At 65.9% G+C, this 25,094-nt stretch carries 25 protein-coding genes; 16 read left to right on the top strand and 9 right to left on the bottom strand.

The features are described from left to right. Positions 1-22: 22 nt before the first annotated feature. Positions 23-757 (top strand): class I SAM-dependent methyltransferase, encoded by a 735-nt coding sequence (locus NGM06_RS12400; protein WP_254267261.1) that lies wholly within the window; start codon positions 23-25, stop codon positions 755-757. A 102-nt stretch (positions 758-859) separates the two neighbouring features. Here the strand turns inward: NGM06_RS12400 and NGM06_RS12395 are convergent, their stop codons facing one another. Further along, complete coding sequence (locus tag NGM06_RS12395) at positions 860-1,213, bottom strand: hypothetical protein (RefSeq protein WP_254267260.1); 354 nt, start codon at positions 1,211-1,213, stop codon at positions 860-862. A 195-nt stretch (positions 1,214-1,408) separates the two neighbouring features. Between NGM06_RS12395 and NGM06_RS12390 the strand changes: the two genes are divergently transcribed. From NGM06_RS12390 to NGM06_RS12365, 6 genes are all read left to right on the top strand, one after another. Further along, entirely contained in the window at positions 1,409-2,182 is a 774-nt protein-coding gene (locus tag NGM06_RS12390; protein ID WP_254267259.1) for an MBL fold metallo-hydrolase, read from the top strand. A gap of 58 nt (positions 2,183-2,240) precedes the next feature. Further along, positions 2,241-2,579, top strand: coding sequence for a DUF8070 family membrane protein (locus NGM06_RS12385; protein ID WP_254267258.1), 339 nt, complete (start codon positions 2,241-2,243; stop codon positions 2,577-2,579). Positions 2,580-2,635: 56 nt separating this feature from the next. Continuing rightward, positions 2,636-3,457: an alpha/beta fold hydrolase gene (locus NGM06_RS12380; protein WP_254267257.1), complete on the top strand. Its 822-nt coding sequence runs from the start codon at positions 2,636-2,638 to the stop codon at positions 3,455-3,457. A 74-nt stretch (positions 3,458-3,531) separates the two neighbouring features. After that, a complete protein-coding gene (locus NGM06_RS12375; RefSeq protein WP_254267256.1) occupies positions 3,532-3,972 on the top strand; it encodes a hypothetical protein in 441 nt (146 codons plus the stop codon). A 182-nt stretch (positions 3,973-4,154) separates the two neighbouring features. Next, on the top strand, positions 4,155-4,727 hold the full coding sequence (locus NGM06_RS12370) for a hypothetical protein (protein WP_254267255.1): 573 nt from the start codon (positions 4,155-4,157) through the stop codon (positions 4,725-4,727). 164 nt (positions 4,728-4,891) lie between these two features. Then, the gene (locus NGM06_RS12365; protein ID WP_254267254.1) at positions 4,892-5,848 is read left to right on the top strand and encodes a zinc ribbon domain-containing protein; all 957 of its coding nucleotides are present in this window, start codon (positions 4,892-4,894) and stop codon (positions 5,846-5,848) included. Positions 5,849-5,938: 90 nt separating this feature from the next. Here NGM06_RS12365 and NGM06_RS12360 read toward each other — a convergent pair whose 3' ends face one another. The 3 genes from NGM06_RS12360 to NGM06_RS12350 all read right to left on the bottom strand — a co-directional run bounded on the left by NGM06_RS12360 (position 5,939) and on the right by NGM06_RS12350 (position 10,384). Next, entirely contained in the window at positions 5,939-7,030 is a 1,092-nt protein-coding gene (locus NGM06_RS12360) for a DNA topoisomerase IV subunit A (protein WP_254267253.1), read from the bottom strand. Next, complete coding sequence (locus NGM06_RS12355) at positions 7,027-9,435, bottom strand: DNA topoisomerase VI subunit B (RefSeq protein ID WP_254267252.1); 2,409 nt, start codon at positions 9,433-9,435, stop codon at positions 7,027-7,029. Before NGM06_RS12355 ends, NGM06_RS12360 begins: the two co-directional genes overlap by 4 nt. 160 nt (positions 9,436-9,595) lie before the next feature. Beyond that, positions 9,596-10,384: a hypothetical protein gene (locus NGM06_RS12350; RefSeq protein ID WP_254267251.1), complete on the bottom strand. Its 789-nt coding sequence runs from the start codon at positions 10,382-10,384 to the stop codon at positions 9,596-9,598. A gap of 226 nt (positions 10,385-10,610) precedes the next feature. Between NGM06_RS12350 and NGM06_RS12345 the strand changes: the two genes are divergently transcribed. From NGM06_RS12345 to NGM06_RS12335, 3 genes are all read left to right on the top strand, one after another. Beyond that, positions 10,611-11,420, top strand: coding sequence for a DUF6498-containing protein (locus NGM06_RS12345; protein WP_254267250.1), 810 nt, complete (start codon positions 10,611-10,613; stop codon positions 11,418-11,420). Positions 11,421-11,673: 253 nt separating this feature from the next. Then, positions 11,674-12,477, top strand: coding sequence for an ABC transporter ATP-binding protein (locus tag NGM06_RS12340; RefSeq protein WP_254267249.1), 804 nt, complete (start codon positions 11,674-11,676; stop codon positions 12,475-12,477). Between the two features lie 31 nt (positions 12,478-12,508). Next, a complete protein-coding gene (locus NGM06_RS12335) occupies positions 12,509-13,264 on the top strand; it encodes an ABC transporter permease (RefSeq protein WP_254267248.1) in 756 nt (251 codons plus the stop codon). A gap of 6 nt (positions 13,265-13,270) precedes the next feature. On the opposite strand, the gene NGM06_RS12330 is transcribed toward NGM06_RS12335, so the two are convergent. From NGM06_RS12330 to NGM06_RS12320, 3 genes are read right to left on the bottom strand one after another with little or no spacing between them, the layout of a single operon-like run. Continuing rightward, positions 13,271-13,672 carry a hypothetical protein gene (locus tag NGM06_RS12330; protein ID WP_254267247.1) on the bottom strand — a complete coding sequence of 134 codons (402 nt, stop codon included), beginning with the start codon at positions 13,670-13,672 and terminating at the stop codon, positions 13,271-13,273. Between the two features lie 58 nt (positions 13,673-13,730). After that, positions 13,731-14,624 (bottom strand): ABC transporter permease, encoded by an 894-nt coding sequence (locus NGM06_RS12325; RefSeq protein ID WP_254267246.1) that lies wholly within the window; start codon positions 14,622-14,624, stop codon positions 13,731-13,733. After that, entirely contained in the window at positions 14,624-15,751 is a 1,128-nt protein-coding gene (locus NGM06_RS12320) for an ABC transporter substrate-binding protein (protein ID WP_254267245.1), read from the bottom strand. The genes NGM06_RS12325 and NGM06_RS12320 overlap by 1 nt, the downstream gene beginning before the upstream one ends. Positions 15,752-15,928: 177 nt before the next feature. On the opposite strand from NGM06_RS12320, the gene NGM06_RS12315 reads away from it, so the two are divergent. From NGM06_RS12315 to gyrA, 4 genes are all read left to right on the top strand, one after another. Then, entirely contained in the window at positions 15,929-16,645 is a 717-nt protein-coding gene (locus NGM06_RS12315; RefSeq protein WP_254267244.1) for a hypothetical protein, read from the top strand. Between the two features lie 224 nt (positions 16,646-16,869). Then, on the top strand, positions 16,870-17,763 hold the full coding sequence (locus NGM06_RS12310; protein WP_254267243.1) for a mechanosensitive ion channel family protein: 894 nt from the start codon (positions 16,870-16,872) through the stop codon (positions 17,761-17,763). Between the two features lie 132 nt (positions 17,764-17,895). After that, a complete protein-coding gene (gene gyrB / locus NGM06_RS12305; RefSeq protein WP_254267242.1) occupies positions 17,896-19,815 on the top strand; it encodes a DNA topoisomerase (ATP-hydrolyzing) subunit B in 1,920 nt (639 codons plus the stop codon). 1 nt (position 19,816) lies between these two features. Beyond that, positions 19,817-22,318 carry a DNA gyrase subunit A gene (gyrA, locus tag NGM06_RS12300; RefSeq protein WP_254267241.1) on the top strand — a complete coding sequence of 834 codons (2,502 nt, stop codon included), beginning with the start codon at positions 19,817-19,819 and terminating at the stop codon, positions 22,316-22,318. Between the two features lie 22 nt (positions 22,319-22,340). Here gyrA and NGM06_RS12295 read toward each other — a convergent pair whose 3' ends face one another. Continuing rightward, positions 22,341-23,006, bottom strand: coding sequence for an HAD family hydrolase (locus NGM06_RS12295; protein ID WP_254267240.1), 666 nt, complete (start codon positions 23,004-23,006; stop codon positions 22,341-22,343). Positions 23,007-23,163: 157 nt separating this feature from the next. Between NGM06_RS12295 and NGM06_RS12290 the strand changes: the two genes are divergently transcribed. Continuing rightward, positions 23,164-23,676 (top strand): hypothetical protein, encoded by a 513-nt coding sequence (locus tag NGM06_RS12290; protein WP_254267239.1) that lies wholly within the window; start codon positions 23,164-23,166, stop codon positions 23,674-23,676. A 64-nt stretch (positions 23,677-23,740) separates the two neighbouring features. Here the strand turns inward: NGM06_RS12290 and rocF are convergent, their stop codons facing one another. After that, complete coding sequence (rocF, locus tag NGM06_RS12285) at positions 23,741-24,661, bottom strand: arginase (protein WP_254267238.1); 921 nt, start codon at positions 24,659-24,661, stop codon at positions 23,741-23,743. 155 nt (positions 24,662-24,816) lie between these two features. Between rocF and NGM06_RS12280 the strand changes: the two genes are divergently transcribed. Further along, entirely contained in the window at positions 24,817-25,044 is a 228-nt protein-coding gene (locus tag NGM06_RS12280) for a hypothetical protein (RefSeq protein WP_254267237.1), read from the top strand. Positions 25,045-25,094: the final 50 nt, after the last annotated feature.

Raw genomic sequence — 25,094 nt, 5'->3', positions numbered from 1 at the left:
CTCGCGGTCCGTTTCGATACCAGTGGATTCTAACGAAGTCCGTAAGGAGTGGGCGGAGCGTTCGGGGGAGTACTCGCCGAGCTACTACGCCTACTACGGACCCGACGAGACGAGCGAACTGATTCTGGACCTGCTCGACTCGTTCGTCGGGTCGGACGCGGCCGTCGTGGAACTGGGGTGCAGTTCGGGACGACACCTCGCGCACCTCCGCGACCACGGCTACGACGACCTCCACGGCGTCGAAATCAACGACGAGGCGTTCGACGTGATGGCCGAGACCTACCCCGACCTCGCGGCCGACGGGACCTTCTACAACGACGCCATCGAGAACGCCGTCGCGGCGTTCGAGGACGACCGCTTCGACGCCGTCTTCTCTGTGGAGACGCTCCAGCACATCCATCCCGACGACGAGGCGGTGTTCGGTGAACTGGCCCGGATTACCGGCGACCTGCTCGTCACCGTCGAGAACGAGAACCGCGAGAGCGAGGCGGAGTCGGACCTCGACGGAGACCGGACCGAGGGCCGCGACACCGCGAGGGACGGCCAACGAGAGCCTCGCGAGTCCGACAGCGAACGAGAAGGGAGCGACTCCGACGGCGAACTGGCGGCGCGGCGCGGCGTCAACTACGTGGACGGTGAGTTCCCGCTCTACTACCGGAACTGGAACCGCATCTTCACCGAGCGCGGTCTCACCGAGGTCGAGTGCCAATCGACCAAGCGCGACACGCTCCGGGCGTTCCGAAGCGACGGTAACTGACCGACGCTGGCCGATTCCGTAGACACGACCAGCGACACCGTAAGTCCGACGAACGACTCCGAAACCCCGGGGGTGTTTCTGACGAGTCGGTCCGACCGCGACCTATCGCCCGACAGTCGTCCAGATGCCCCGACGTGCCGCTTTCCACGCGTAGTTCGAAACGCCGAGGAGACCGACGACCACCAAGAAGGCAGCGAGGACCGAGACGTCCTCCGTGACGACCACTGCGAGTCCGTAGACCGCGAACGCGCCCGCCTGAAGGAGGTGGTACGCGACCGTGTCGCCGAACGGTTTCAGACCGTGCGCGGCCGTGACGCCGACCAAGAGCACTATCGAGGCGGCGACCGGTAGAGACGGCCGGTAGTACCCGGACGCCGCGAGGGCGACGGCGACGAACGCGACCACGACGCCACCTGCGACCTCTTTCGGCGAGACCGACGAAAACTGTGAGGGCACGTTCTCGACACCACTCGTTACAGTCAAGAATGTAACGTTTCTCGGTCTTTCGGGACGCCGTACGCGGGGGTACTCGTCGGTTGATTCGACGGCGTTCGAGCGAAATCTCTCGGGAATCGGTCCGACCTGTTCGTCGTGCCGCCGCTCTCGCACCGATGCCGAACGATTTAGGACCGGCCACACCAACTCCCGGCCATGACGGTTCGACACGACGGACTCCTCGCGACGTGGCTCGGATACGCCGGTCTCCGACTCGAATCCCCCGACGGCACGGTCGTCTACGTGGACCCCGGTCGGTACGGGACGCTCACCGGCGAGTGGCGACCCGACTCCCCCGACGCGGGCCACCCGGACGCCCGCGACTACCGTCCGGAGGACGGCGACCTCGTCCTCGTGACTCACGACCACCACTACGACTCGGACGCGATTCGTCGGGTGGCGAGCGACGACGCCACGCTGGTGGTCTACGAGGCGGTCTACCCCCCGAAAATCGACCGGGACGTCGAGGACCTGCGCGACCTCCCGTACGAAGTCGTCCGGGTGGACGAGACCGACGACCGACTGTTCGGCGACGTCATCGTCCGGTCGGTCGCGGGCTACAACGACCCAGACGGTCCCCACACCGACGCGAGCGGCGACCCCTACCACCCCGAGGGCTTCGGCGTCGGCTACCACCTCACGCTCTCCGGCCGTGGCGGCGAGGACGTGACGGTCTTCTGGCCCGGCGACTCCGACGCGCTCGCGGGCCACGCCGAACTCGACGTGTCGCTGTTCTGCCCGCCCATCGGCGGGTCGTTCACGATGGACCGCCACGAGGCCGCGGACCTCGCCGAGGAGATGGACCCCGACCTCGTGCTGCCGATTCACTACGACACCTTCGCGGCGCTGGAGACCGACTCGGACGCGTTCGCCGCTGACGTGGCCGAGCGCGGGGTTCCAGTCGTACTGGACGAGCGCACCGACGAGTAACCGCACCCCGACGCGACCGGACGAACGTTTATTGTCGGAGATACATCCACTTTCAGGTATGGATTGGAACGCCCTGCTCGCTCCCGCCCTCCGATACACCCTCCTCGCCGCGATTGCGACTGTCGGAGTCGCCTACTTCCTCTTCAGCACCGGTCTCACTCTCCTGCTCCTCGCCGGGGCAGGCGTCCTGTTGGTCGTCCTCGGGGCGGGCGAAGCGGGTGCCGCGCCCGCCGCCGGAGTCGGCGGTGCCGAGAGCGCCGATTCTGGCAACATGGCGGAGGGGATGGAACTCCTCCCGGGGTCGAGTTCCGACTACTCTGTCCGGGCCAAACTGCTCTTCTACGGTCTCGGACTGGTCGTCTGGACTCTCGTCGGACTGGCGGTGTTGCTCCCGTAGCGTCTGACGAAGCACCCACCCGAACTTCTTTTCGTCGCGCTGTCGTGACGCGTTCCATGGGACGCGAACGCGGCGTTCTGGCCGGGTCGGCGGGGCGGTATCCGTACGTCACCTTCGGGGACGGGCCTCGGACGCTCGTCGTCTTCGCGGGACTGACCGACGCCTTCCAACCGGACCGGCCGCCCCGGCACTTCGGTCTCCTGCTCGAACGCTACTACTACCGGTCGTTCGCGGCGGACCACGCGGTCTACGTCGTCGGTCGCCGACGCGACCTGCCGGAGGGAACCACGACGCGGGAGATGGCCGCAGAGTACGCTGACGTTCTGCGGGAGTTCGACCTCGCGCCCGCCGACGTTCTCGGCGTCTCGCTCGGCGGTCTGGTCGCCCAGCACCTCGCGGCCGACGCCCCGGAACTGGTCAGGCGACTCGTCCTCGGCGTCTCCGGACGGCGAGTGGGCGCGGCGGGGAGACACACCCTCCGGCGGTGGGCCGACTGGGCCGACCGGGGTCGGTGGTTCGACGTCTACCTCGATTCGATTCCGGTCACCTACACCGACTACCGGCGGTGGCTCTATCCGGCGCTGGTTCGGACGGTGGGCCGACCGCTCCTGTCGGAACCGGCCGCCGTCTCGGACGTGGCGGTCTCGTGCCGGGCGTGCCTCGACCACGACGCGACCGACCGACTCCCCGACGTCGAAGCCCCGACGCTCGTCGTCGGCGGGACCGAGGACCACTTTTACCCCAGCGAGGTCCTCCGCGAGACGGCGGACGCGATTCCCGACGCCCGACTGAACCTCGTCGAGGGCACCGGCCACGCCGCGTTCGAGGAGCGAAAGCGGACGTTCGACCGGGCGGTGACGGCGTTTCTGGCGGGGTGACTTCCCTTCGGACGCCGTGGTCGAGTGCGATTCGAAGGAGTACGCATTTGTTGGAACGCCGCCACGTTCGAGACATGGAGACGGTCACCGACGACTGGCCATACACCGACGAACCGACCGCCTGCGCCGCCTGCGGGAGCGACGACGAGCGGTACGTCGTCGTCGATTCGCTCGGTCTGGTCTGGGGGGCGGCGATGCGAGGCGGTCCCCCGCCCACCGAGGTCGGCGACTACGGCGGGACGCTCGAATTCCGGTGCTGTCACGACTGCTGGGAGGACGGCGTGGACGCACTGCACGAGGCCCGGTCGCTCGTCGATTGGGACGCCCGGGCGACCGGCGGTGCCCCCTTCGTGCTGGACGACGGGAAAGTCGCGGCGGCCGCGCGACTCGACGCTCGTCGGGTCGCCGTCGGCGACCTCCGACCGCTGGAGTTCCGGAGCGACCCCGAGCGCGAACACGTCCGCTCGCAGGACGAGGCGGTCGAAGCGATGCTCGACGCGTGGTTCGACGACTGAACCGTCCGTCGCCCCGTGGAAATCCGGCCGTTCGTCGGTCCCCCGGTTCGACAGCACGGACCGATAGTTCGACTCGCTCGTCACGGGCGGGTTTCTCGTCCGCATTACTTCTCAGACCACCATAGCATCTAGTTCTAGAAAATAAATTTAAGTAACAATATATCGGAATGGATAGTGGTACGATGCCAAACGACACACCGAACAGTGAGCGCACGAGCGAACCGAGTCGCCGCAGCGTCCTCAAACACGTCGCGGTCGGCGCGACGGCCAGTCTCGGATTCGGCGGCGTCGCCGCGGCGTCCGACGCCCACGGCGAGTCGATGGAGTCCCGAGAGACGTTCCGGGCGGCGTTGGAGGACCACCGAGACCTGCTCGCGGACCTCGCGGACCGCGGGTTGCTCGACAGCGCCGACCCGGCCGACATCACCGTGGACCTCTCCGGCGAACTCCGTCCGGACGGTCGGGAGCGCGTCACGGTGTCCCGACTCGCAGACGGTCGGCCGATTACGGAACTCAAACTCGTGCGGAAGACGACCGACGGGTGGTTGACGGTCGGCGTCCGCCCGGAAGTCGACGACGCGTTCGCCATCGTCGGCACGAGCGAGCGCGACACGAACGTCGTCGAATCGCCGGATAGTTGCTGTGACTCGTGTCTCCGCACGTACTGTTGTGAGTACTGTGCGCCGGAAGCGAACTGCGACTGTTACGAGTACTGTACCACCTGCGACTGTACCGACCCCTGTCCGGAGTCGTAGCGCGCGACCGACTCCGGCACGCTATCCTCGCCCGGCCGCGTCGAGGTTTCCACCGGCTTCGGGGTCGGTTACGCGCCCGAGACGGGACACCTCGTGTTCGGTTCTCCGTCCGACATTCGGAAACCCGACACAATTTACTTATTCGGCCTCCAACAATTTGGAACGTGAGTTCTCGTACCACGCCCAACTACTGTTCGCAGTGCGGGTCGTCGCTGTCGCCCGGCGACGCGTACTGTTCGGACTGCGGCTCCGCCGTCGGAGAAGGAACAGTCTCGGACGCCCAGTCGTTAGGTTCGGACGCCGAACCGACCGACTCGGACGCCGAAACCACCAGTAGACGCGACCGGTCGTCGTTTCGACGCCGCGTCGAGGACCTGACAGTCGAAGGCTGGGACGTGAAACACGACTACGGCGACAGAGTGGTCATGATCGACCGCGGAATCGGGTCGATAGGCGTCCACGCGCTGTTGCTCCTGACGACGTGGGGATTCGGTAACGTCGTCTACGCGTTGTACAGTTACGGCCCGGGGGCCGACCGCGTCGAACTCCGGGACGACGGGACCGAGCGATACGTCTCGGGCGACGACGAACGCTACGAGACGACCACCGACGACCGCCACGATGCAGACGGTCGCTACGACGCGGACGACGAACGCGCCGAGTCGGACGACTCCCTCCTCGCGAACCCCGGACGACTCCTCGCCAGCGTCTTCTTCGCTCTGGTCGGGTTCTCCATTCTCGGCGACGTGACCGGCATCGCGAGCCTCTTCCTCGGTATCAGCCTACTCGCGGCCGCGCTGGTCGTGCTACCGCCGGTCCAGCGGCGACTGGAGAACCGGGAAGCGGTGACGAAGTTCGGCCGGGTTCGAGTGACCGACGAGGCGGTCGTCGACGCGCCCGACGTCCCGTGTGCCGCCTGCGCTCGTCCGGTTGGAACCGGAGTCGAGCGGACGTTCTCGGAGAAGTTCTTCGTCGCGGGGGTCCCCCTCAGCGTCGAGGAGAAGGGGAGCAATTGCTACTGTCCGTCCTGCGCGCGGGGCGACCCCTTCACGAACGACGACATCGTGGCCGACGCGACGCACGACGATAGATGGACCGACGAAGCCCAACGGGAGTTGTAGGGTCGCCCTCGTAGCGGATTCCGGTCACGAGTTTCGCAGGGCGTCGATACCGGGAGAGACCACGGTGAGGAAAGCGGTTCTCGGCCGGGACTACAGCACGCCCATCGCTTCGAGTCGCTCGGGCAGGTACGTCTCGGTGACGAAGTCTAGACCGTGGGACGCGAGCGACTGCTGTTCGGACTTCTTCTCGATGTCCAACTGAATCTCTATCTGTTCCTCCCAGTAGTCGGTCTGGAAGCGCGGGTCCTCCAGTTCCGATTCGAGGGCGTTGATGTCCGAATCGCTCAGGGGGTCGGTCGGCAGGTCGTACTCCACGATGTCCTCGGGTTGGATGCCGATGAACTGGGCCTCCGGCGTGGCGAGGTACTCGCTGAGGTGGGCCGACTTGATGGACCCGTACGCCACCGACCCGAAGATGCGGTAGGACCACGGGTCGCCGTCAGTGAACACCGTGACCGGGAGGTCGAGTTCGTCCTGCAGGCGCTTCGTGATGCGGCGGGTCGCACGCGCCGGTTGGCCCTTGAGGTGGACGATGATGGTGTTGTACTTCTCGTCGAAGCCGTTCTCGACCAGTCGGTCGCGCATCCCGCCGGTCTCCACGCAGAGGACGAAGTCGGCGTCGTTGTCGAGGAACTCGATGGTGTCGGGGTTGTTCGGAATCTGGTAGCCGCCCTCGCCCACGTCCTTCTGACAGTGAATCTCGCGCTCGCCCCGCCGGGTCTGCTCGCGGAGGTAGAGCGGTCCCATGATGGTCGCGCCCGACTCCTCGGGTCGCATGTGGAAGTCCTCTCGGGTGACCTCCGAGACGATTTCGAGGTCCTCGACCAACTGGTTCGACTCGTCCTGCGAGGAGAACTGGGCCTCGTTCACGTCCCAACTCTCGCTCAGGTAGTAGAGTTCACGCAGTGTCGAGGAGCGGTCCTCCTCCAACTGCTCGGAGAGGAAGTCGATAGTGTATATCGCCTTCAGGAGTTTACGAGCGCCCCGGACGCTGTTGGCGCTCCGCGTGCTCTCGCGCTCGCCGTACACCCAGACGTCCTCGTCTTCGTCGAAGACGATGTTGCTCTTGGTCCGGGTGGGGACCGACATCTCGGGGATTTCGCCCCGGTCGAACTGGTCGTAGAACTGCGCGGCGAGGTCGATGAGTTTCTCTTGGGCTTCTGCTTCGTTGTCTGCGCTCATTGGTTGACGGTAAGTTTGGGGTCCTCGATTCCTTCGACGCTGACGTCGAACTCTGCCTCTCCGTCGATTTCGTACTCTAGGACGGCCTCGTCGCCGCTGTCGACGGTCGGCGACCACTTGACGAACCACTCGCCGTCCATGTCCACAGCGGTCGCGCCGTCCGAGAGGTTCCGCGGTTCGGCGGTCACGATGTCGGTTATCTCCGGCGACTCGTTCGTGCTGGAGTTGTTCTCGACCGAGAGTCGTACCGTGCCGTCCTCGACGTTCCGCTCGACGAGGACGTTGTTCATGATTCGGGCCAGCGCGTCCTCGTACTCGGGTTCGCTCTGTCCGGTCACGTCGGCCAACTTCTCGGCCATCTCCGGCAGGATGGAGGCGATGACGTTCTGCTTCTTCTTTCGTTTCTCCAGCGACTTGCGCTTGTTCAGGTAGGACTTCAACTCGCGGGCGGCCTCCCGAATCGCGAGTTCTATCTCGTCCTCGATTTCGGGGACGTTGGCCACCGCGTCCTTGCTCTCGCTCGTGAACGGGACGTTCGTCGAGGCGACGTGAACCATGATGACCGCCGGGCCGTTCGGGATGCCCGACCCGCCGGGTTGGCTGAGGTTGTAGTTGCGCCACCCGATGGACTTTACTACGTCGGTCGTCGCACAGGCCCCGCGTTGGTAGACCAGCGGGACCCGGTTCGCGAAGCGCAGGACCTCGGCCTTGCCCTCCTCTTCGAGTTCGCCGCCGTAGGCGATACCGGCCTCCACGATGAAGGGGTCGCCGCCGTGAACGTCGGCGTCGCGGGTCGAGGCCGCGTAGAAGTCGGCGTCGTACTCCTTCCGGAGGCCCGCCTCCACGAGTTCGTCGGTGATGGGCGACAGGCAGTTCGTCGGCGGGGAGATGATGTCGGTCTCCTTCATCGCCTCCAGCAGGTCGCTGGCCATGTCGCGGTCGTCGGCGAACGCCGAGACCTTGGGCACCGCGTCGGGAACGGTCGCCATCCGGTTCCAGACCTCCATCACGACGTTCTCGCGGGCGGTGTCGCCGAACGTCGCGTCGTCGTACTCCTCGGTCTGGTCGGCGGCCCGGTCCACGTACTCGCGCAACTCGTCGTGGGTCGCCCGGTCGCGCTCGTGGCCCTTCTCGAACCGCTTGGCGAGGCGCTCGGCGAACCCGTGGACGGTCTCGTCGTCCTTCCGGGTGCTGGTCGCCTTGTCCGCCAACCTGTAGAGGTCGCTGCGCCGGTCGTCGGTGAGTTCGGCCCACGCGGCCTCGACCGCGTTCTCTTGGACCGTGTCGCCGAACGTCTCGTCGTGGTCGTCACCGACCTCGTCGGCGGTTTCGGCCACGATTTCGACCAGTTCGTGGTGAGCGACCCGGTCACGGCCGGAGACTCGCTCGGCCACTTCGTCGCCGAACGCGGCGGTACCCTCCTTGCTCTTGTTCGAGACCGCGTTCGCGACCGCACGCGCGAGGTCGGCCTGTTCGTGGTCCTCGGGCGGTCGCCACGAGGCCTCCCGGCCGAAGTGCCGGTCGCGGAAGTTGTCGAGGATGGAGTCGGCGGTCTTGCGACCGACGCGAGTGAACTCCTCCTGTACGAATCCAGAGACGCTGTGGGAGTCCGTGCTCGCCAGCATCTTCAGCACCGTACCCAGTTCTACCCCGTGGGGGTGGGGTCGAATCTCCTCGGTCTCGGCCGGGAGGGCCGCGCGCTCGGCGCGCCGGAACTGCTGGGGTTCGTCCATGCCCGGTTCGCGGTATTCGAGCCGAGCGTGAGGGTTGACGACCGCCGTGTGCTTGACGTAGCGCTGGAGTTGCTGGCGGGCGCGCATGTTGGCCTCCATCTCCAGTTCGATGCGGGTTCCGTGGGTGTCGTTGACGTGCTTGCCCGCGGGCGGCGAGTCGGCCTCGTCCTTGATTTCGGGTTCGTTCTCGTCGGTGTCGATGATGAGTTCGAAATACTGTTCCTTGCCGCCCTCGGTCTTGCTCGTAATCTTGGCGGGCTTGCCGGAGGTCAGTTGGGAGTACAGCACCGCCGCGGAGATGCCGATACCCTGCTGGCCCCGCGACTGCTCGCGCGCGTGGAAACGCGACCCGTAGAGGAGTTTCCCGAACACCTTGGGGACCTGTTCCTTGGTGATGCCGGGACCGTTGTCCTCGACGACGAGAGTGTAGTAATCGCCGGTGTCGTCGATTTCGATGTAGATGTCCGGCTTGATACCGGCCTCCTCGGTCGCGTCCAGCGCGTTGTCTACTGCCTCCTTCACCGCCGTCACCAGCGCTCGGGCACCGCTGTCGAACCCGAGCATGTGCTTGTTCTTCTCGAAGAACTCGGCGATGGAGATCTGGCGCTGGCTTTCGGCCAGTTCCTCGGCGATCCCCTCCTCCTCGCCGAGCGTCGACTGGATAGATGGCATTCTGTAGTACATCGTAGCCGCGTAGCCGTTAAAGGCTTCTCGGTGCCAAAGCGAAAGTAAAAACCGTGACAAACCGTAATTCGATATATGAAATTCCGGTCGTCCGTCCGTAACGGAGCAAAAACGGACTGCAATCGGAAGCCGACGACCGGCTATCCGATTACCACGGTGCTTCGATCGGCGGGGCGGAGACGCTGACGCCGGTGATGCAGTACTGGCAGTTGAACCCGGGGCACGGGTCGGTCGGCGGCGCGCAGAGGCTCACGGAACCGCCGAACCTGAGCGTGTCACCGTCGAACGTCACGTCGATGCACGGTTCGACTTCGACGGGGAACTGCGACGGAGTGACCGACATGCAGGTACCCTTGTCGCCCTCGGGACCGAGACTCCAGCCCCAGAGGACGATCTGGGTGTTCCCGACTCGGAGATTGATACTGATGTCCACCGACAGGGCCGAGATGTTGAACGTCACGCCCGCGTTGATTCCCCACGTCGTGCCGCCGATGCCGGGCACGTAATCGGGGATACTGCCGCTGACGAGGGTCACTCTCGTGTCCGACCCCATCGTCGAGACCTGTCCGTTCGTCATCGCGTCGCCGACGTTCACGACGGCCGGACCGGTCCGTCGGGTCGCGTTCTTGTGCGTTCCGAGATAAATCTCGGGGGTAGCGGACGCGTCGGCGGTCTGGGCACCAGCGGACTGTCCCTGCTTGGCCTTGGGCACGATTTCCCACTGCTCGAAGTTCGCGTGGTCGAACACGACCTCGCCGTCCTCGTTCCGCCAGTACTCCTCGTCCAGAATGTACTTGGAGTGTTCGTCCGGATCGAACGAGTCAGAGCCGTCACCGGCCGACGCCGCACCGGGCACACCGAGAAGGGCGCTACCGATGCCAGCGGTGGTCAGAATAGCTTTTCTCCGAGGAATCGTTGTTCTATCTTTATCGTTCACAGGATTAAATAATTCAGAATGCATTTAATTCTTTCTGTATCTAGATGATAGAATAGATATGGGAACGCCTACCCGGAACGAGGACGTATCCTCGCGGGACTGGCCTCGTCTCGGCTTGCGACTTCCACCCGTCCGGGGATACTCGGTATCGAACCGATGGCTCGTACCGGTAGAACGAAGTGTTGCACTTGATTTAAGAGCGTCTTCGCACAACATCACTGGTAGGATGAGCGACAGAAAAGAGTCACAGACCACCGAGACGTTTCTTCCGCTACTCGTCTCTAATCTGGTCCCGCTCGCCGGAATCGCGTTCTTCGGCTGGCGGGTACAGAGCGTCCTGTTTCTCTACTGGCTCGAAATCGGCTCCGTGGTCGTCGTCTACAGCGGTTTGACGCTGTTCGCGGAGCGAGCACCGAACACCGAGGACCGAACCGTCAGTCCAATGACGCTGTCGGTGCCGTTCCTGTCCTCGCGCTCCGGGACGACGCGCCCCGTCGAGTGGTTACCGCCGATTCACTACCGAAACGTTAGCTACGCCGCCGGACTGCTCGTCTGGGGTCTCGGATTCTGGCTGTGTCTGAGCGTGTTGATGGTCGTCCTTCCGTCGCCGGTCGTCGTCGAGAATCCGTACAGTAACTCCGAGGCGATATACGAGTACGCCGCCATATTCGCGTCCGTCATCTCACCCGAAATCCTCCTCAGTGCGCTCGCACTGCTCGTCTCTCAGTTCGATTCCGCCCGTCGGCAGTTCCTCGGTGAGCGGCGGTACGAGCGACTCTCGGCACCGATGACGGTCGAGATACCGGTCCGTCGGATGGTGTTCTGGTTCCTGCTGACGCCGGTTGCGGAGTTCGTGTTACCGTTACTGACGTTGCCGCTGGCGGGACTGTTCGACACGAGGGTTCTCTTCGAAATCGGAATCGCCACGCTCGTCGTTCTCGGGAAACTGACCGTCGAGTGGTCGTCGTTCCGCGCTCGACACCGAGAGAACCCGAGCGGCGTCGCTGGCTGGTTCACGCCCGAACGGTCGAAATAGAGTCGGGGGGAGACGCGAGGAACGAGGTGACTGTCGAAGGTCGTGCACCACCCTCTTCGGGGGTCAAACCCCCCGATGTTGTACTGGCAAACCCCTCGGCAGGACGCTGCCGTATCGAACCGACGGACAATCGCTCGCTACTCCGACGACGCGAAGACGACGGAGTCCCTCGAATCGCTAACCCGGCACACGCGAGCGGCGCGCACGGGCGTAAGCCACCTATGGCTTCGTCCCGTTACGTTCCACGAACTCGATGGTGGGAGACGAGACGAGCGCGGAGGAGGCGACCCGAACCGACCGAGCGACCGCCATCCGACTCGACGGCGTGACGGTGAATTTCGAGGACGTACGCGCCTTGGAGAACGTGGACCTGCGGGTGGACGATGGCGAGTTCGTCACGGTCATCGGTCCCTCGGGGTGTGGAAAGACCACGCTGCTCCGGACGGTCGGCGGGCTACAGGACCCGACTGCCGGTACCGTCCGGGTCGGGCGCGACTCGCCCGACGCCGCCCGTCGCGACGGGGAGTTCGGCTTCGTCTTCCAACGCCACGCTCTTCTGCCGTGGAAGTCGGCGCTCGCCAACGTCGTCTTCCTCCGGGAGATGGCCGGGAAGTCGCCCGACCGCGAGGCGGCCCGCGACCTGCTGGGGACGGTCGGACTCGCGGGGTTCGAGGAGTCGCGACCCGCCGAACTCTCGGGTGGGATGCGCCAGCGGGTCGCCATCGCGCGGGCGCTCCACCTCGGGGCCTCGGTCCTGCTGATGGACGAACCGTTCGGCGAACTCGACGAACTCACCCGCGAGGAGATGGGCGTCGAGGTCCGGCGCGTCTGGCGCGACCGGAACAAGACGGTGCTGTTCGTCACTCACAGCGTTCCCGAGGCGGTGTTCCTCGCGGACAGGTGCGTCGTGATGAGCGACCAACCGGGCGAAATCGCGGCCGTCTTCGACGTGGAACTGCCCAGACCCCGCGACGAGTCGGTGTACGGCACGACCGCGTTTCAGGAGCAGGTCGCGCGCGTCCGGACCGCGCTCCACGAGGGGTACGAACTGCGATGACCCGACGACCGAGCGTCCCGACGGCCGACCCATGAGCTACGCCGACCGGATTCCGGCCGCTGGGCTCTCGCTCCCGGTCGGCGCGCTCGCGGTCGGCGTCCTCGCGTGGTGGGCGGCGGTCGTCCTGCTCGGGATTCCGTCTTACCTCCTCCCGACGCCCGCAGCGGTCGCCGACCGACTCGCGGCGCGGCCGGGTCTCTACCTCCGAAACGGCGCTGTCACGCTCCGGACCGTCCTCGCGGGCGGTGCGGTCGGCGTCCTCGCCGGGTTCGGCGCGGCCGCCGTAGCGGTCCACTCGACGGTCCTCCGGCGGGCGCTCTACCCCTACCTCGTCACGGCGCGCGTCCTGCCGAAGATAGCGGTCGCGCCGCTGCTGCTGGTCTACCTCGGCACCGGCGCAGGGACCGCCCTCTCGTTCGTCGCGCTGATAACGTTCTTCCCGACGTTCGTGAGTTCGATGGCGGGACTCCGGGAGACGCCCGAGGAGTACCTCGACCTGCTCCGGTCGGTCGAGACGGGACCGCTCCGGACGTTCCTGTTCGTCCGGATTCCGGCCGCGCTCCCGGCGGTCTTCGCTGGCCTGAAGCAGTCGGCCGCGCTCGCGGCGGTCGGCGCGGTGGTCGCGGAGTGGATTCTGACCGACGAGGGTCTCGGGTACCTCATCCTCGTCGGCGCGGAGAACGTCCAGACCGACGCGGTGCTGGCGGCGGTGGTCGTGCTCTTCGTCGAGGAGATGGCGGTGTACGGCGCTGTCGCGGCGGTCGAGCGTCGGGTCTCGTGGAAGTGAGGGCGCTCATCGCTCGAACGCCAGAGCCGACCAACCGCTCGCGGCGAGCGCGACGACGCCGCCCGCAAGCGTGACGTACACACCAACTGCAGGCGCGAACGGACTCGCGTCGAGGCGCGGGTACGCCGAGAGTTCGACGAGCGCGAGGAGGCAGGCGACGCCGCCCGCCGCCGCGGTGGCGACTCTACTCGCCCGCCGACTCGGCCGCCAGAGCAGTGCGACCGCCGCCACGGCGAGAGGGACGATGACGAGGCCCCACAGGTCCAGTCCGGTGTTCATCCCCGGAAGGTAGACTGCCGGTACGGGACCGGCCGCGTTCGTGCGGACCCACGGGAGGTACGACCCGACTGCGAGGAGTCCCAGTCCGACGAACGACGCGGCTTCCGGGGGTGAGAGCCGGGAGTTCACGCCGAACGCGTTTCGGTGTGAGAGATGTAGTCTTTCTGCCTCTCCGGCCGCGGCGTCGCTACCCCCAGTCCATCCGACGCTCGACCAGCGCCGGGACCAGATAGAACGCGACGCCCAGCAGCGCCAGCACGCCGAGCGCGGCGACCATCCGGGCGGTCTGGAGTCTGGTCGAGGCCCGGAACACCCGGTAGCCGATGCCCGCCTTCAGGGTGAGGAACTCGGCGACCACCGCGCCCACGACGCCCGCGGCGGCCGCGATTCGAAGTCCGGCGAACGCCTGCGGTGCCGCGGCCGGGAGTCGTACCCGGAGGTACCGAGTGGCGGGCGACGCGCCGACCGAGCGCGCGAGGGCGACGAACTCCTCGGGCGTGGCGGCCACCCCCTGATAGGTCGCTATCGTCACCGGGAAAATCGCCAGCGTGCCCGCCAGCGCGGCCCGCGCGCCCACGCCGTCGCCGAACCACCGGAAGAGCAGCGGCGCGACCGCGATTACGGGGACGACCCGGAGCGCGATAACGTAGGGCCGGACCACGGCGCGAGTCGTCTCGGAGGCCGCCATCGCCACCGCCAGCGCCGCGCCGACGACCGCACCGGCGACGACGCCGAGGCCCGCCGTGAGCGCCGTGACTCCGGCGGCCTCGGCGAGCGCGGGCCAGTGCTCCGCGAGCGCCGCGGCCACGTCGCCCGGACTCGGGAGAATCACGTCCGGCACCCCGGCGGTCCGGGCGGCCACGGACCACGCCAGCAGGCCGAGAACCGCCACGGCGACCGGCGGCCATCCCCGCGCGACGACACCGGACGCGCGGGAGGTGACCGCCCGCGGCGCGGTCGGTACCGAGCGTCGCCGACTCGCGCCCGACGGGGATGCGGGCGGTCGAGAGTCGGACGACTCGCCGTCCCGCGTGCCCGCGGCGCTCGACTCCCCCGACTTCCGCGGCCCCGGACTGGTCATCAGTTCCGTCCGACTTCGGTCGTGGTCCCGGACGCGTTCCCGGACGTAGTCGTTCCGGACGCGGTTTCGCCCGAAGCGGTCGCTTCCGGCGGCGAGACGTTCCGAGCGTACTCGCCGACGTACCGGTAATCGGTGTCGAGATACTCGTTGGTCCAGACCGACGACGGGTCGGTCTCGCCCCCGAGGAGGTCGGCGTCGCGGAGCGCGCGGTACGTCGTCTCCCACGGTCGGGCCTCGCTCCACCCCCACGCATGTTGGCGGACCGTCTCCGAGAGAACGTAGTTGCTGGCCATCTCGACCCACTTCGCTCGCTGGGTGTCGGCGGTCTCGGAGATGGCCGGATTCGCCTCGACCAGCAACTGTGTCGCCCGCCCGGGGTTGTTCGTCGCCCACGCCGCGCCGCGGGCGGTCGCGTTCAGGAACCCCCGGACCGTCTCGGGGTTTTCGTCGGCGAAGTCCGCGTTCGCGCCGACGACGTGCCCGTAGGAGGGGACGGTCTCGGCCACCGGAATCGACGAGACCGACCCCGCCTTCTGGCGCGCGACCACCGCGTCGGCGAACACGCCGCCCGCGGCGTCTATCTTCCCGCCGAGCAACTGCTGGACCGTGTCGAACCCGGTGTCCACGAGTTCCACCTCCGAGAGGACGCCCTTCTCCTCCAGCAGGAGTGTCGTGAGAATCTTGACCATGCCGGGTCCCGTGCCGACCGTCTTGCCCGCCAACTGGTCCGCACCGGTCAGTTCACCGCCGAAGGCGTCCGGCGTGGTGAACACCACGACTGGACTCCGCTGCATCACGACCCCGACCGACCGCGGCGAGAGGCCGCGAGTGTTGACGTTCAGCATCTGGTCGGCGCTCGTGACGGCGAACTCGGTGTTGCCGAGACCCACCTGTTTGGCCGCGAAGTCCGACCCCTGCCCGCTCTCGATGCCGTTCAGTTGGACGCCCTGCTCCTCGTAGTACCCCTTCGCCTTCGCGGCGTAGTAGGGAACGTGAAGCCCGTTCGGTTTCCAGTTCAACAACAGGCCGACGCCCCCGGACTGGGCCGCGGTAGTGCCGACCGCCCCCGTCAGTCCGACCGCGCTGGCACCCGTCGCTCGAAGGAACTGTCGTCGTGTCTCCCCCATTCTTCCGTCGGATGTCACGACGGTCTGGGGTATAATCGTTCGGGCGTCGGTCCGTAACGCGGACTCCTCGGACCACTCCGCCGTCCCCGAGTGGGACGTCCCACTACCGGCGGGTCGGCGCGCGACACGGTCGGAACGGTCGGGTAATTTAAGGACGCTTACGTGGCGTTGCCACTGATGTTCGACACCGAACACGCGACGGTCACAGTCGTCGTACTCGCACTCGCAGTCGTCGCGCCGCTGGCAGTCGGGGCGACGGCCTCGGTCGCCCAGGACGACCGGTCGCCGGTCGGCGAAGCGTTCGGCCAGTCGGTGGACGCGCGGGCCGACGGAGACGAACCGGTCGGCGCACAGGACGACGGCGCGTCGGTCGGGGTTCAGAACCTCTCGGCCGAGTCGGTGACGCTCCGGAACGTCACGGCGACCGACGTGGTGGTGCGGAACCTGACCGTCCGCCGGATGGACCAACGCCGGAACCTGACCGTCCGGAACGTCTCGCTCCGGCGAATCGTCGTCGAGCGCGCGCGACTCTCGAACGTGACCGTCAGGAGCGCGACGATACGCAGTAGGGACCTGCTGTCGGAGTTCGGCGTCCCCTTCGCACGCGGGCCGAACATCACGGGACAGTCCGCGCAGGTCGTCCGCATCAGGAATCAGACGCTCGACGGCGCGGTAATCCGGAACCTCACGGTCCGGAACGCCAGCGGCCTGTCGTTCTCAGTTCCGACCGCCGTGACGGGCGACGCGCCGGTGAACGCCTCCGCGGCGGACATCGCGGTCGGAAACGCCAGCGTGGGCGCGGTCGAGTCGGTCCGCGTCTCCGTCCCCAACGAGACGGCGACGACGGGCGAAAACGCGACCGGGCGCGTCGGGACGACCGCCGAATCGGCGTAGTTCGCGGCGTTCGCGTTCCGACTCCGCCGGGCGAGGAGTCGTTCTCCGAGGGGTGAGCGGCGACGCTTCCGGACAGGTCACAACGAGCCGACACGACGTTCGACCGGAGGGCCGACGGTTGTACTCCCAGAACCGCCCGAAAAAGGCGTCTCGCGGCGGCCCCGAGCGTAATCGGTCGTTTCGACCCGAACTCATTTACCGCGTATCGACGAATTGGTAGGAGCATGGTACCGCTACAGCAGTTCGACTGGCCGACCTCCCTCGGGGAACTTCTCGCACAGTACGCCGGTCTGCTCTGGGACGTGGTGGCGTTCGTCCTCGCTTTCGTAGTGGTCTACGTCGTCGGCCGATACGTGATAGTGAAACTCGTCCGTCGGTCGCTGTCGGCGCGCGGGTTCGACCGGACGGTGATCCAGTTGGCGACGACCACCGCGAGGGCGGTGATCTTCTTCGTCGCCGTCGCAGTCGCCTTCACCGTCGCGGGGTTCGGAAGCTTTCTGGCGGCGTTCGCCACGCTCGGCGGCGCGCTGGCGCTGGCGCTCGGGTTCGCGGCCCAGGACCTCGTGGGCAACTTCGTCGCCGGGGTGTTCATCCTCAAGGACAAGCCGTTTCAGGTGGACGACTGGATAGAGTGGAACGACATGTCGGGCGTGGTCCGGCAGATAGACCTCCGAGTGACGAAGGTCGAGACGTTCAACAACGAGGTCATCACGGTTCCCAACTCGGAGTTGGCCAACAACGCGGTCACGAACGCGATGGCGAACGAGCGACTTCGCCTCCAGTTCGTCTTCGGTATCGGCTACGACGACGACATCGGCGAGGCCACCGACATCATCCTCGACGACGCGTGGGCCAACTCCGACGTGCTCGACGACCCGGAACCGTCGGTCAGGACGACCGAACTCGCCGACTCCTACGTCGGACTCGAATCCCGAATCTGGATCGAGGACCCCGGCCGCGGCAAGTTCAAGGAGGTGCTCTCGGACCACGTCACCGGCGTCAAGGAGCGGTTCGACGCCGAGGGCATCGAGATGCCCTACCCCTACCGCGAACTCACGGGCGGCATCTCCATCGAGGAGGTGTCGGGTCTCGAACAGGTGAACGTCACCGGCGACTGACCGGCGCGGGTCCGAGCGTCGTTCCCGACGCTACCCGCTCACCCTCGAATATTCCCGGTCCCTGACACGGATTTCGTGCGCGCGCGTGCGAGGGATTTATCAGGACGGAACTGCTACTCTGAATCAGGTTTTATGAGTCAGGAAAGTGAATACGGGGCCGGGCAAATCCAGGTTCTCGAAGGCCTACAGGCGGTTCGGAAACGCCCGGCGATGTATATCGGTTCTACCGACGCACGAGGGTTACACCACCTCGTGTTCGAAGTCGTTGACAATTCTATCGACGAAGCCCTCGCCGGTTACTGTGACTCCATTGATGTGAGTATCCACGACGATGGCTCGGTCAGCATCGCCGACGACGGCCGGGGCATCCCCGTGGACACCCACGAGGAGTACGACAAGCCCGCCGTCGAGGTCATTCTGACCGTCCTCCACGCTGGCGGGAAGTTCGACAACAAGTCCTACCAGGTCTCCGGCGGTCTCCACGGCGTCGGCGTCTCGGTGGTCAACGCCCTCTCGGAACACTTCGAGGTCGAGGTCAAGCGCGACGGCGCGCTCTGGCATCAGGAGTTCGAACAGGGCGAACCGACCACCTCGCTGGAGCGCGTCCGGGACCTCGAACCCGACGAGGAGACCGGCACCGAGATTCGGTTCTGGCCCGACGGCGAGATATTCGAGACCACCGAGTTCGCCTACTCGACGCTGGAGAGTCGCCTGCGCGAACTCGCCTTCCTCAACTCCGGGGTGGCCATCTCGCTGTCGGACCGACGCGAGGAGGACGGCCAATCTGACACCTTCGAGTACGAGGGTGGCATCCGGGAGTTCGTCGAGTACCTCAACGAGACCAAGACTCCGCTCCACCGGGAGGTCATCTACTTCGAGGACGAGGACCAGAACATCCAAGTGGAGGTGGCGATGCAGGCCACCGACGAACTGCAGGGGTCGATTCACGCCTTCGCCAACAACATCAACACCCGCGAAGGCGGCACCCACCTCACCGGGTTCAAGACCGCCCTGACGCGGTTCGTCAACGACTACGCCAACGAGAACGACCTCCTCGCCGACTTGGACGAGAATCTGAAGGGCGAGGACGTTCGCGAGGGCCTGACGGCCGTCATCTCGGTCAAGCACCCCGACCCGCAGTTCGAGGGCCAGACCAAGACCAAACTCGGCAACAGCGAGGTCCGGGGCATCGTGGAGTCGGCGATTCACGAGGGACTCTCGACCTACTTCGAGGAGAACCCCGACACCGCCGAGGCCATCGTCTCGAAGGCCGTCGAGGCCGCGAAGGCCCGGAAGGCGGCGAAGAAGGCCGAGGAGTTGACCCGGCGCAAGAACGCGCTGGCATCGACAGCGCTCCCCGGGAAACTGGCGGACTGCCAGTCGCGGGACCCGTCCAAGTCCGAACTGTTCGTGGTCGAGGGCGACTCCGCGGGCGGGTCGGCCAAGCAGGCCCGGGACCGCGAGTTCCAAGCCATCCTCCCGCTGTTCGGCAAGGTCCTCAACGTCGAGAAGCACCGCCTCGACCGGGTGCTGGAGAACGACAAGATTCGGAACTTCATCACCGCCATCGGCACCGGCGTCGGCGACGAGTTCGACATCGAGGACGCGCGCTACCACAAGATAATCATCATGACCGACGCCGACGTGGACGGCGCGCACATCCGGACGCTGTACCTGACGCTGCTGTATCGGTACATGCGGCCGCTGCTCGAAGCGGGGTACGTCTACGCGGCCCAACCGCCGCTCTACCGCATCCGACACCGCGGCGAGACGTACGACGCCATGACCGAGGAGGAGCGCGACCGCATCATCGAGGAGGAGTGCGACGGCAAGCCCTCGCAGGTCCAGCGGTTCAAGGGCCTCGGCGAGATGAACCCCGAGCAGTTGTGGGACACGACGATGAATCCCGACAACCGCATCCTCAAGCAGATCAACGTTGAGGACGCCGCCACCGCGGACAAGATGTTCTCGGTGCTGATGGGCGACGCAGTCGAACCGCGCAAGCAGTTCATCAAGGAACACGCTACGGAAGCAGAGTGGGTTGACATCTGATATGAGTTCGGACACGTCCGACCTCCCGAACGAGGTCGCAGAGCGCGTACGCAACGTGCGCGTCGAAGACGAGATGGAGCAGAGTTACATCGACTACGCGATGTCGGTCATCGCGGGACGGGCCTTGCCCGACGTTCGAGACGGGTTGAAGCCAGTCCACCGGCGCATCCTCTACGCGATGCACCGGTCGGGCATCACCAGCGGTGCGAGCCACCGGAAGTCCTCGAACATCGTGGGCGACACGATGGGTGACTTCCACCCGCACGGCGACAAGTCCATCTACGACGCGCTGGCGCGGATGGCCCAGGAGTTCTCGATGCGGTACCCGCTGGTCGACGGACAGGGTAACTTCGGGTCCGTCGACGGCGACCCGCCGGCGGCGATGCGGTACACGGAGGCCCGGATGGCCCCCATCGCCGAGGAGCTGCTGGCGGACATCGACATGGACACCGTCGATTGGCAGTCGAACTACGACGACCGGCTTCAGGAACCGGAGGTGCTGCCGTCCGCGTTCCCGAACCTGCTGGTGAACGGGTCCTCGGGTATCGCGGTCGGGATGAGTACGAACATCCCGCCCCACAACCTCGGCGAGGTCATCGACGCGACGGTGGAACTCATCGAGAACCCCGACGCCACCGTCGAGGACCTGATGGAACACGTCAAGGGGCCGGACTTCCCGACCGGCGCGAACATCGTCGGCAGGAACGCGGTCCACGCCGCGTACAAGACCGGCCGGGGTCGCATCCGCGTCCGCGCGGAGTTCGAAGTCGAGGAGCGCGAGAACGGGAGCGACCGCATCGTCATCACGGAACTTCCCTACCAGACCAACAAGGCCCGGATGGTCGAGAAGATAGCCGACGCCGTCAACGAGGGGAGCATCGAGGGCATCCGGGACCTCCGCGACGAGTCCGACCGCGACGGCATCCGCGTCGTGGTCGAACTCAAGCAGAACGCGATGACCGAGGTCGTCAAGAACCAACTCATCGAGGGCTATCTGGAGAAGACGTTCGGCGTCATCAACCTCGCGCTGGTGAACGGCGAACCCAAGGTGCTGTCGCTCAAGGAGACGCTTCGGCACTATCTCGACCACCGCAAGGACGTCGTCCGTCGCCGGAGCCAGTACGAACTCGCCGAGAAGGAGGACCGCGCCCACATCCTCGAAGGCCGACTCACGGCGCTGGAGAACGCCGACGACGTGGTCGATATCATCCAGGACGCCGAGGACCGCGACGAGGCGAAGGCCGACCTCCAGACGGCCTACGACTTCTCGGACGAACAGGTCGACCACATCGTCCGGATGCAACTCGGTAGCCTCACGTCGATGGAGGCCGCCGAAATCGAGGACGAGTACGAGGAGGTACAGGCCCGCATCGACCGCCTCGAGACCATCCTCGGCTCCGAGTCCGAACTCCTCTCGGTCATCAAGGAGGAGCTCCTGGAAGTCAAGGAGGAGTACGACGACGACCGACGGACCTCGTTCATCGAGAACACCGACGAGGTGACCCGCGAGGACCTCATCGCCGAGGAGGACGTTGTCGTGGTCGTGACCGAGCAGGACTACGTCAAGCGGATGCCTGTCTCGCAGTTCGACGCCCAGAACCGCGGCGGCAAGGGCATCATCGGCGGCGACATCAAGGAGGGCGACCGGGTGTCGAAGGTGTTCCGCGCGAACACCCACGACTACCTGCTCTGTTTCACCAACCACGGGCAGGTCTACCGGCTGAAGGCGTACGAGATTCCGGAGATGTCCCGCACCGCCCGGGGCAAGTCGGCGATAAACCTCCTCGACTTGGACGACGGCGAGGAGATTACCGCGGTCGTCAACACCGACGACTTCGAGGACGACGAGTGTCTGAGCATGGTCACCCGAGACGGCTACGTCAAGCGGACCGACACCGAGGAGTTCGACAACATCCTCTCGACCGGCATCATCGCCGCGAAACTGGAGGACGGCGACGAACTCGTGGACGTGAAGGTCACAGACGGAACGAAAGACCTGCTCATCGCCACCGCCAACGGCATGTCGATTCGGTTCGACGAGTCCGAGGCCCGCGCGATGGGCCGCAACGCGCGTGGGGTTCACGGCGTCGAACTCCGCGGCGACGACGAGGTAGTCGGGATGGTCGCGGCGGCCGACGATACCGACGAGAACTTGCTCACCGTCACCGAGCGCGGCTACGGCAAGCGCACGCCGCTCACCGAGTACCGCCGACAGTCGCGCAACGGTTACGGTCTGATGGACATCAAGACCGGCGACCGCAACGGGTCGGTCACGTCGGTGAAGGCGGTCGCGCCCGACGACGACCTCATCATCATGAGTCGAGACGGTCAGATTATGCGGATTCGGGCCGACGACATCTCGGAAGTCGGCCGGAACACGATGGGCGTGAAAGTGATGGAACTCGAAGGCGCAGACCAAGTCGCCAGCGTGGACGTAGTGCCCGACGCGGGCGACGAGGTCGAGCAGGAAGCGGAGATCGACGCGACGGAAGCGGCAGAGTAGCGGACGCCGCTCTCCGAGACGACTATTCTCCGGTCGCTATTTCCACGACGTCCCACAGGTCCCGGACCTCGTACGTCGGTTCGACCGACAGTTCGACGCCCTCGGAGTGGTCGCGCCGGACGAACGCCGAGTCCAGACCCGCGCGTCGGGCCGCCTCCACGTCGCTCTCGCTGTCGCCGACGAAGAGCGCGGAGTCGGTCCCGAGGTCGGCCAGCGCACGTTCGAGGTAGTGAGGTTCGGGTTTCTTCCGACGAATGCTCTCGACCGCTCGTTCTCGGCCGTAGTAGGTGTCGAACAGAGGCTCCCACTCGAAGAACGACAGGATGAACTCGATGGTGGCGTGCTGGTTCGAACTCACGATACCGAAGTCGTGGTCGAGGTCCGCGAGCGCCGCCACGTCGTCGTAGCGGTCCCGCTCGCCGTCGCGGAACTCCTCGCGCTGGGCGCGCGAGGCGTGGCGGTCGCGGGCCTCCCAGAACGCCGACTCGTCGAGGTCGTACGCGGCGCAGACGTCTCGGAGTAACTCGGGGGTGACGCCGTGCATCACGTCCTCGACGTGCGCTTCGTTAGCGTCGCCGACGCCGACAGCGCTGAAGGCCGACCGCGCGGCCTCTCGGAGCGTGTCGCGGGCCGGGGGTTCGACCAGCACGCCGTCGTTGTCGAACAGAATCGCGTCGTAGTCCGGCATCGTCACGTACGCCGCAGAGTACAGACTTGGTAGTGATGGTTTCAAGTTCGTCGGCCCATGCTCTCGTCGGAACGGGCTGTTAAAGTTGTCCGGACCGAGAAGAGCGTATCCGGCACGGCTATGCTAATCGAGAACGTACACCAATTTTGGTGGTGAGATGGCAGAGAAAGCTACGGTCAGGCAACCGGAACGAACGACGGAAGCCGATGCGAGGCTCCGGAACGGCGTCCGCCTGATGGCCTTGGCCGGACTGGGATTCGTCGGATACGGAGCCGTGTTCCTGTACAGAACCTTCTTCGGGTCGGGCTTCGAGTTAGGGGTCGAAACGCTCGGCGGAGTAACGAGAGCAGACCTCGCTGCGAGCAACCCCGAGATGTTACACTACATCAACCATCTCCACGTCGCCGTCTCGGGTCTCCTCATCGGGGCGGGAATCGGCGTCGCGGCGCTGGCTTGGTACGGGGTGCAGAGCGGTCAGTTGTGGGCGTGGGCCACTGCAGTCGTCGTTCCCGTGGTGTCGCTCGCGTTCGCGCTCCCGATGCACTACTTCGAACTGTTCGGCCACGATTGGCTGACGCACCTCGGACCCATCTACGTGGCGACACTCCTGTTCGTCGTCGGTGCGGGGCTGTCGTACCGTAGCGTGAAGGCGACGGACCGACCGACCTGAAGGACCTGATACAGGTTTCTCGGACTCTCCCCCGACGAGTCGGGGAATCGACTTCGAACGAGGCTCAGAGAATCCGCTTGCCGAGCGCGCTCGCCGCGAGTTCGGTCGCCAGTTCCGCCGTCTCGTTGTGGTGGTCCAGAATCGCGTTGACCTCCACCACTTCCAGCGTCCGCAGGATGTCCTCGGTCTCGTCGCGTTCGGCGACGGTCTCCAGCGCGGAGTGGGCCTCTCGGTAGGTGACGCCGCCGCGGACCGGCGTCCCGACGCCGGGCGCTTCCTTGGGGTCGAGCCAGTCCATGTCGAGGCTGACGTGGACGCCGTCGGTGCCGTCGGTCGCCACGTCGAGCGCGTCCTCCACGACCGGGACGACGCCCCGCTCGTCGATGTCGGACATGGTGAAGGCGGTCACGTCGCTCTCCCGAATCGCCTCGCGCTCGGCGTCGTCCAGACGCCGGAGGCCGACTATGGCGACGTTCTCTTCGCTGAGATTCGGGGCGTTGGCCCACTCGGTGTCGGCGAAGTCGCCGATGCCGAGCAGCGCCGCCAGCGGCATCCCGTGGACGTTGCCTGACGGCGAGGTCGCGGGCGTGTTGAAGTCGCCGTGCGCGTCGAACCAGATGACGCCGATATCGGCGTCGCGGGCCGCGCCCGTCACCGTCCCGATGGCGATGGAGTGGTCGCCGCCGAGGACGAGCGGGAACTGGCCCGCGTCGAGCGTCTCGGCCACTTCGTCGGCGAGGTCCGTACACACCTCGGCGGTCTCCTGCAGGAACTTTGCCGACCCCTCGTTCGGTTGCACGGTCTCCGGGTCGCGCTCTTCGGCGCGCGGGACCGGCAAGTCGCCCGCGTCGGTCGTTTCGACCCCTGCGGCTTCGAGTTCGTCAGCGAGTCCGGCGTATCGGATGGTAGACGACCCCATGTCCACGCCTCGTCGGTCTGCACCGAGGTCCATCGGAACCCCGATAATCTGCACCTGTCGATTCATGGTCGAAGGGTCTGTGGCCGGGGGTAAAGAAGACGTGATTTCGCTTCGTCCCGAAAATTGCGAGGCGAAAACGATGAGAGTGTGGAACAGGGACGAAATATATCTAGGTTTCTTATAGCAAGATTTTTTCGGTCACTGATTCCAGAACACGGAACGTGCACTCAAAACTCGGACCGGGACGATTGCTCGTCCTTGCATTGGGCATCATCACGATGGGCGTCGCATTGGCGGCTGTCGTCTGGGTCGGCGTGACGGAGTTCCTCCACTCCCCGCCACGAGGAGCGCCTCGCTCGGGAACGGCGACGAATCCGGCATTCTCCTACCTCGTTCTATTGCTACTCGGCGCGGGAGTCACCGCATTCGGTCTATTCGGACTTCGTTAGGAACTGTGACCGACTGGGCGTCGTTCTCTTTCCGGCCTCGACAGAGCTAG

This window comes from Halorussus aquaticus, assembly GCF_024218795.1.
GTDB classification, from domain to species: domain Archaea; phylum Halobacteriota; class Halobacteria; order Halobacteriales; family Haladaptataceae; genus Halorussus; species Halorussus aquaticus.
The sequence above is the reverse complement of the archived record's forward strand: the minus strand, read 5'-3'. Positions and strand labels throughout refer to the sequence as shown.

Bases quoted from the DNA above. Each gene is read 5' to 3' on its own strand.
- NGM06_RS12360 (WP_254267253.1), bottom strand. From the start codon at position 7,030: ATGAGCGCAGACAACGAAGCAGAAGCCCAAGAGAAACTCATCGACCTC.
- NGM06_RS12340 (WP_254267249.1), top strand. From the start codon at position 11,674: ATGGTGGGAGACGAGACGAGCGCGGAGGAGGCGACCCGAACCGACCGA.
- NGM06_RS12295 (WP_254267240.1), bottom strand. From the start codon at position 23,006: ATGCCGGACTACGACGCGATTCTGTTCGACAACGACGGCGTGCTGGTC.
- NGM06_RS12355 (WP_254267252.1), bottom strand. From the start codon at position 9,435: ATGCCATCTATCCAGTCGACGCTCGGCGAGGAGGAGGGGATCGCCGAG.
- NGM06_RS12345 (WP_254267250.1), top strand. From the start codon at position 10,611: ATGAGCGACAGAAAAGAGTCACAGACCACCGAGACGTTTCTTCCGCTA.
- NGM06_RS12325 (WP_254267246.1), bottom strand. From the start codon at position 14,624: ATGACCAGTCCGGGGCCGCGGAAGTCGGGGGAGTCGAGCGCCGCGGGC.
- rocF (WP_254267238.1), bottom strand. From the start codon at position 24,661: ATGAATCGACAGGTGCAGATTATCGGGGTTCCGATGGACCTCGGTGCA.
- NGM06_RS12375 (WP_254267256.1), top strand. From the start codon at position 3,532: ATGGAGACGGTCACCGACGACTGGCCATACACCGACGAACCGACCGCC.
- gyrA (WP_254267241.1), top strand. From the start codon at position 19,817: ATGAGTTCGGACACGTCCGACCTCCCGAACGAGGTCGCAGAGCGCGTA.
- NGM06_RS12290 (WP_254267239.1), top strand. From the start codon at position 23,164: ATGGCAGAGAAAGCTACGGTCAGGCAACCGGAACGAACGACGGAAGCC.
- NGM06_RS12310 (WP_254267243.1), top strand. From the start codon at position 16,870: ATGGTACCGCTACAGCAGTTCGACTGGCCGACCTCCCTCGGGGAACTT.
- NGM06_RS12370 (WP_254267255.1), top strand. From the start codon at position 4,155: ATGCCAAACGACACACCGAACAGTGAGCGCACGAGCGAACCGAGTCGC.
- NGM06_RS12320 (WP_254267245.1), bottom strand. From the start codon at position 15,751: ATGGGGGAGACACGACGACAGTTCCTTCGAGCGACGGGTGCCAGCGCG.
- NGM06_RS12385 (WP_254267258.1), top strand. From the start codon at position 2,241: ATGGATTGGAACGCCCTGCTCGCTCCCGCCCTCCGATACACCCTCCTC.
- gyrB (WP_254267242.1), top strand. From the start codon at position 17,896: ATGAGTCAGGAAAGTGAATACGGGGCCGGGCAAATCCAGGTTCTCGAA.
- NGM06_RS12390 (WP_254267259.1), top strand. From the start codon at position 1,409: ATGACGGTTCGACACGACGGACTCCTCGCGACGTGGCTCGGATACGCC.
- NGM06_RS12315 (WP_254267244.1), top strand. From the start codon at position 15,929: ATGTTCGACACCGAACACGCGACGGTCACAGTCGTCGTACTCGCACTC.
- NGM06_RS12335 (WP_254267248.1), top strand. From the start codon at position 12,509: ATGAGCTACGCCGACCGGATTCCGGCCGCTGGGCTCTCGCTCCCGGTC.
- NGM06_RS12380 (WP_254267257.1), top strand. From the start codon at position 2,636: ATGGGACGCGAACGCGGCGTTCTGGCCGGGTCGGCGGGGCGGTATCCG.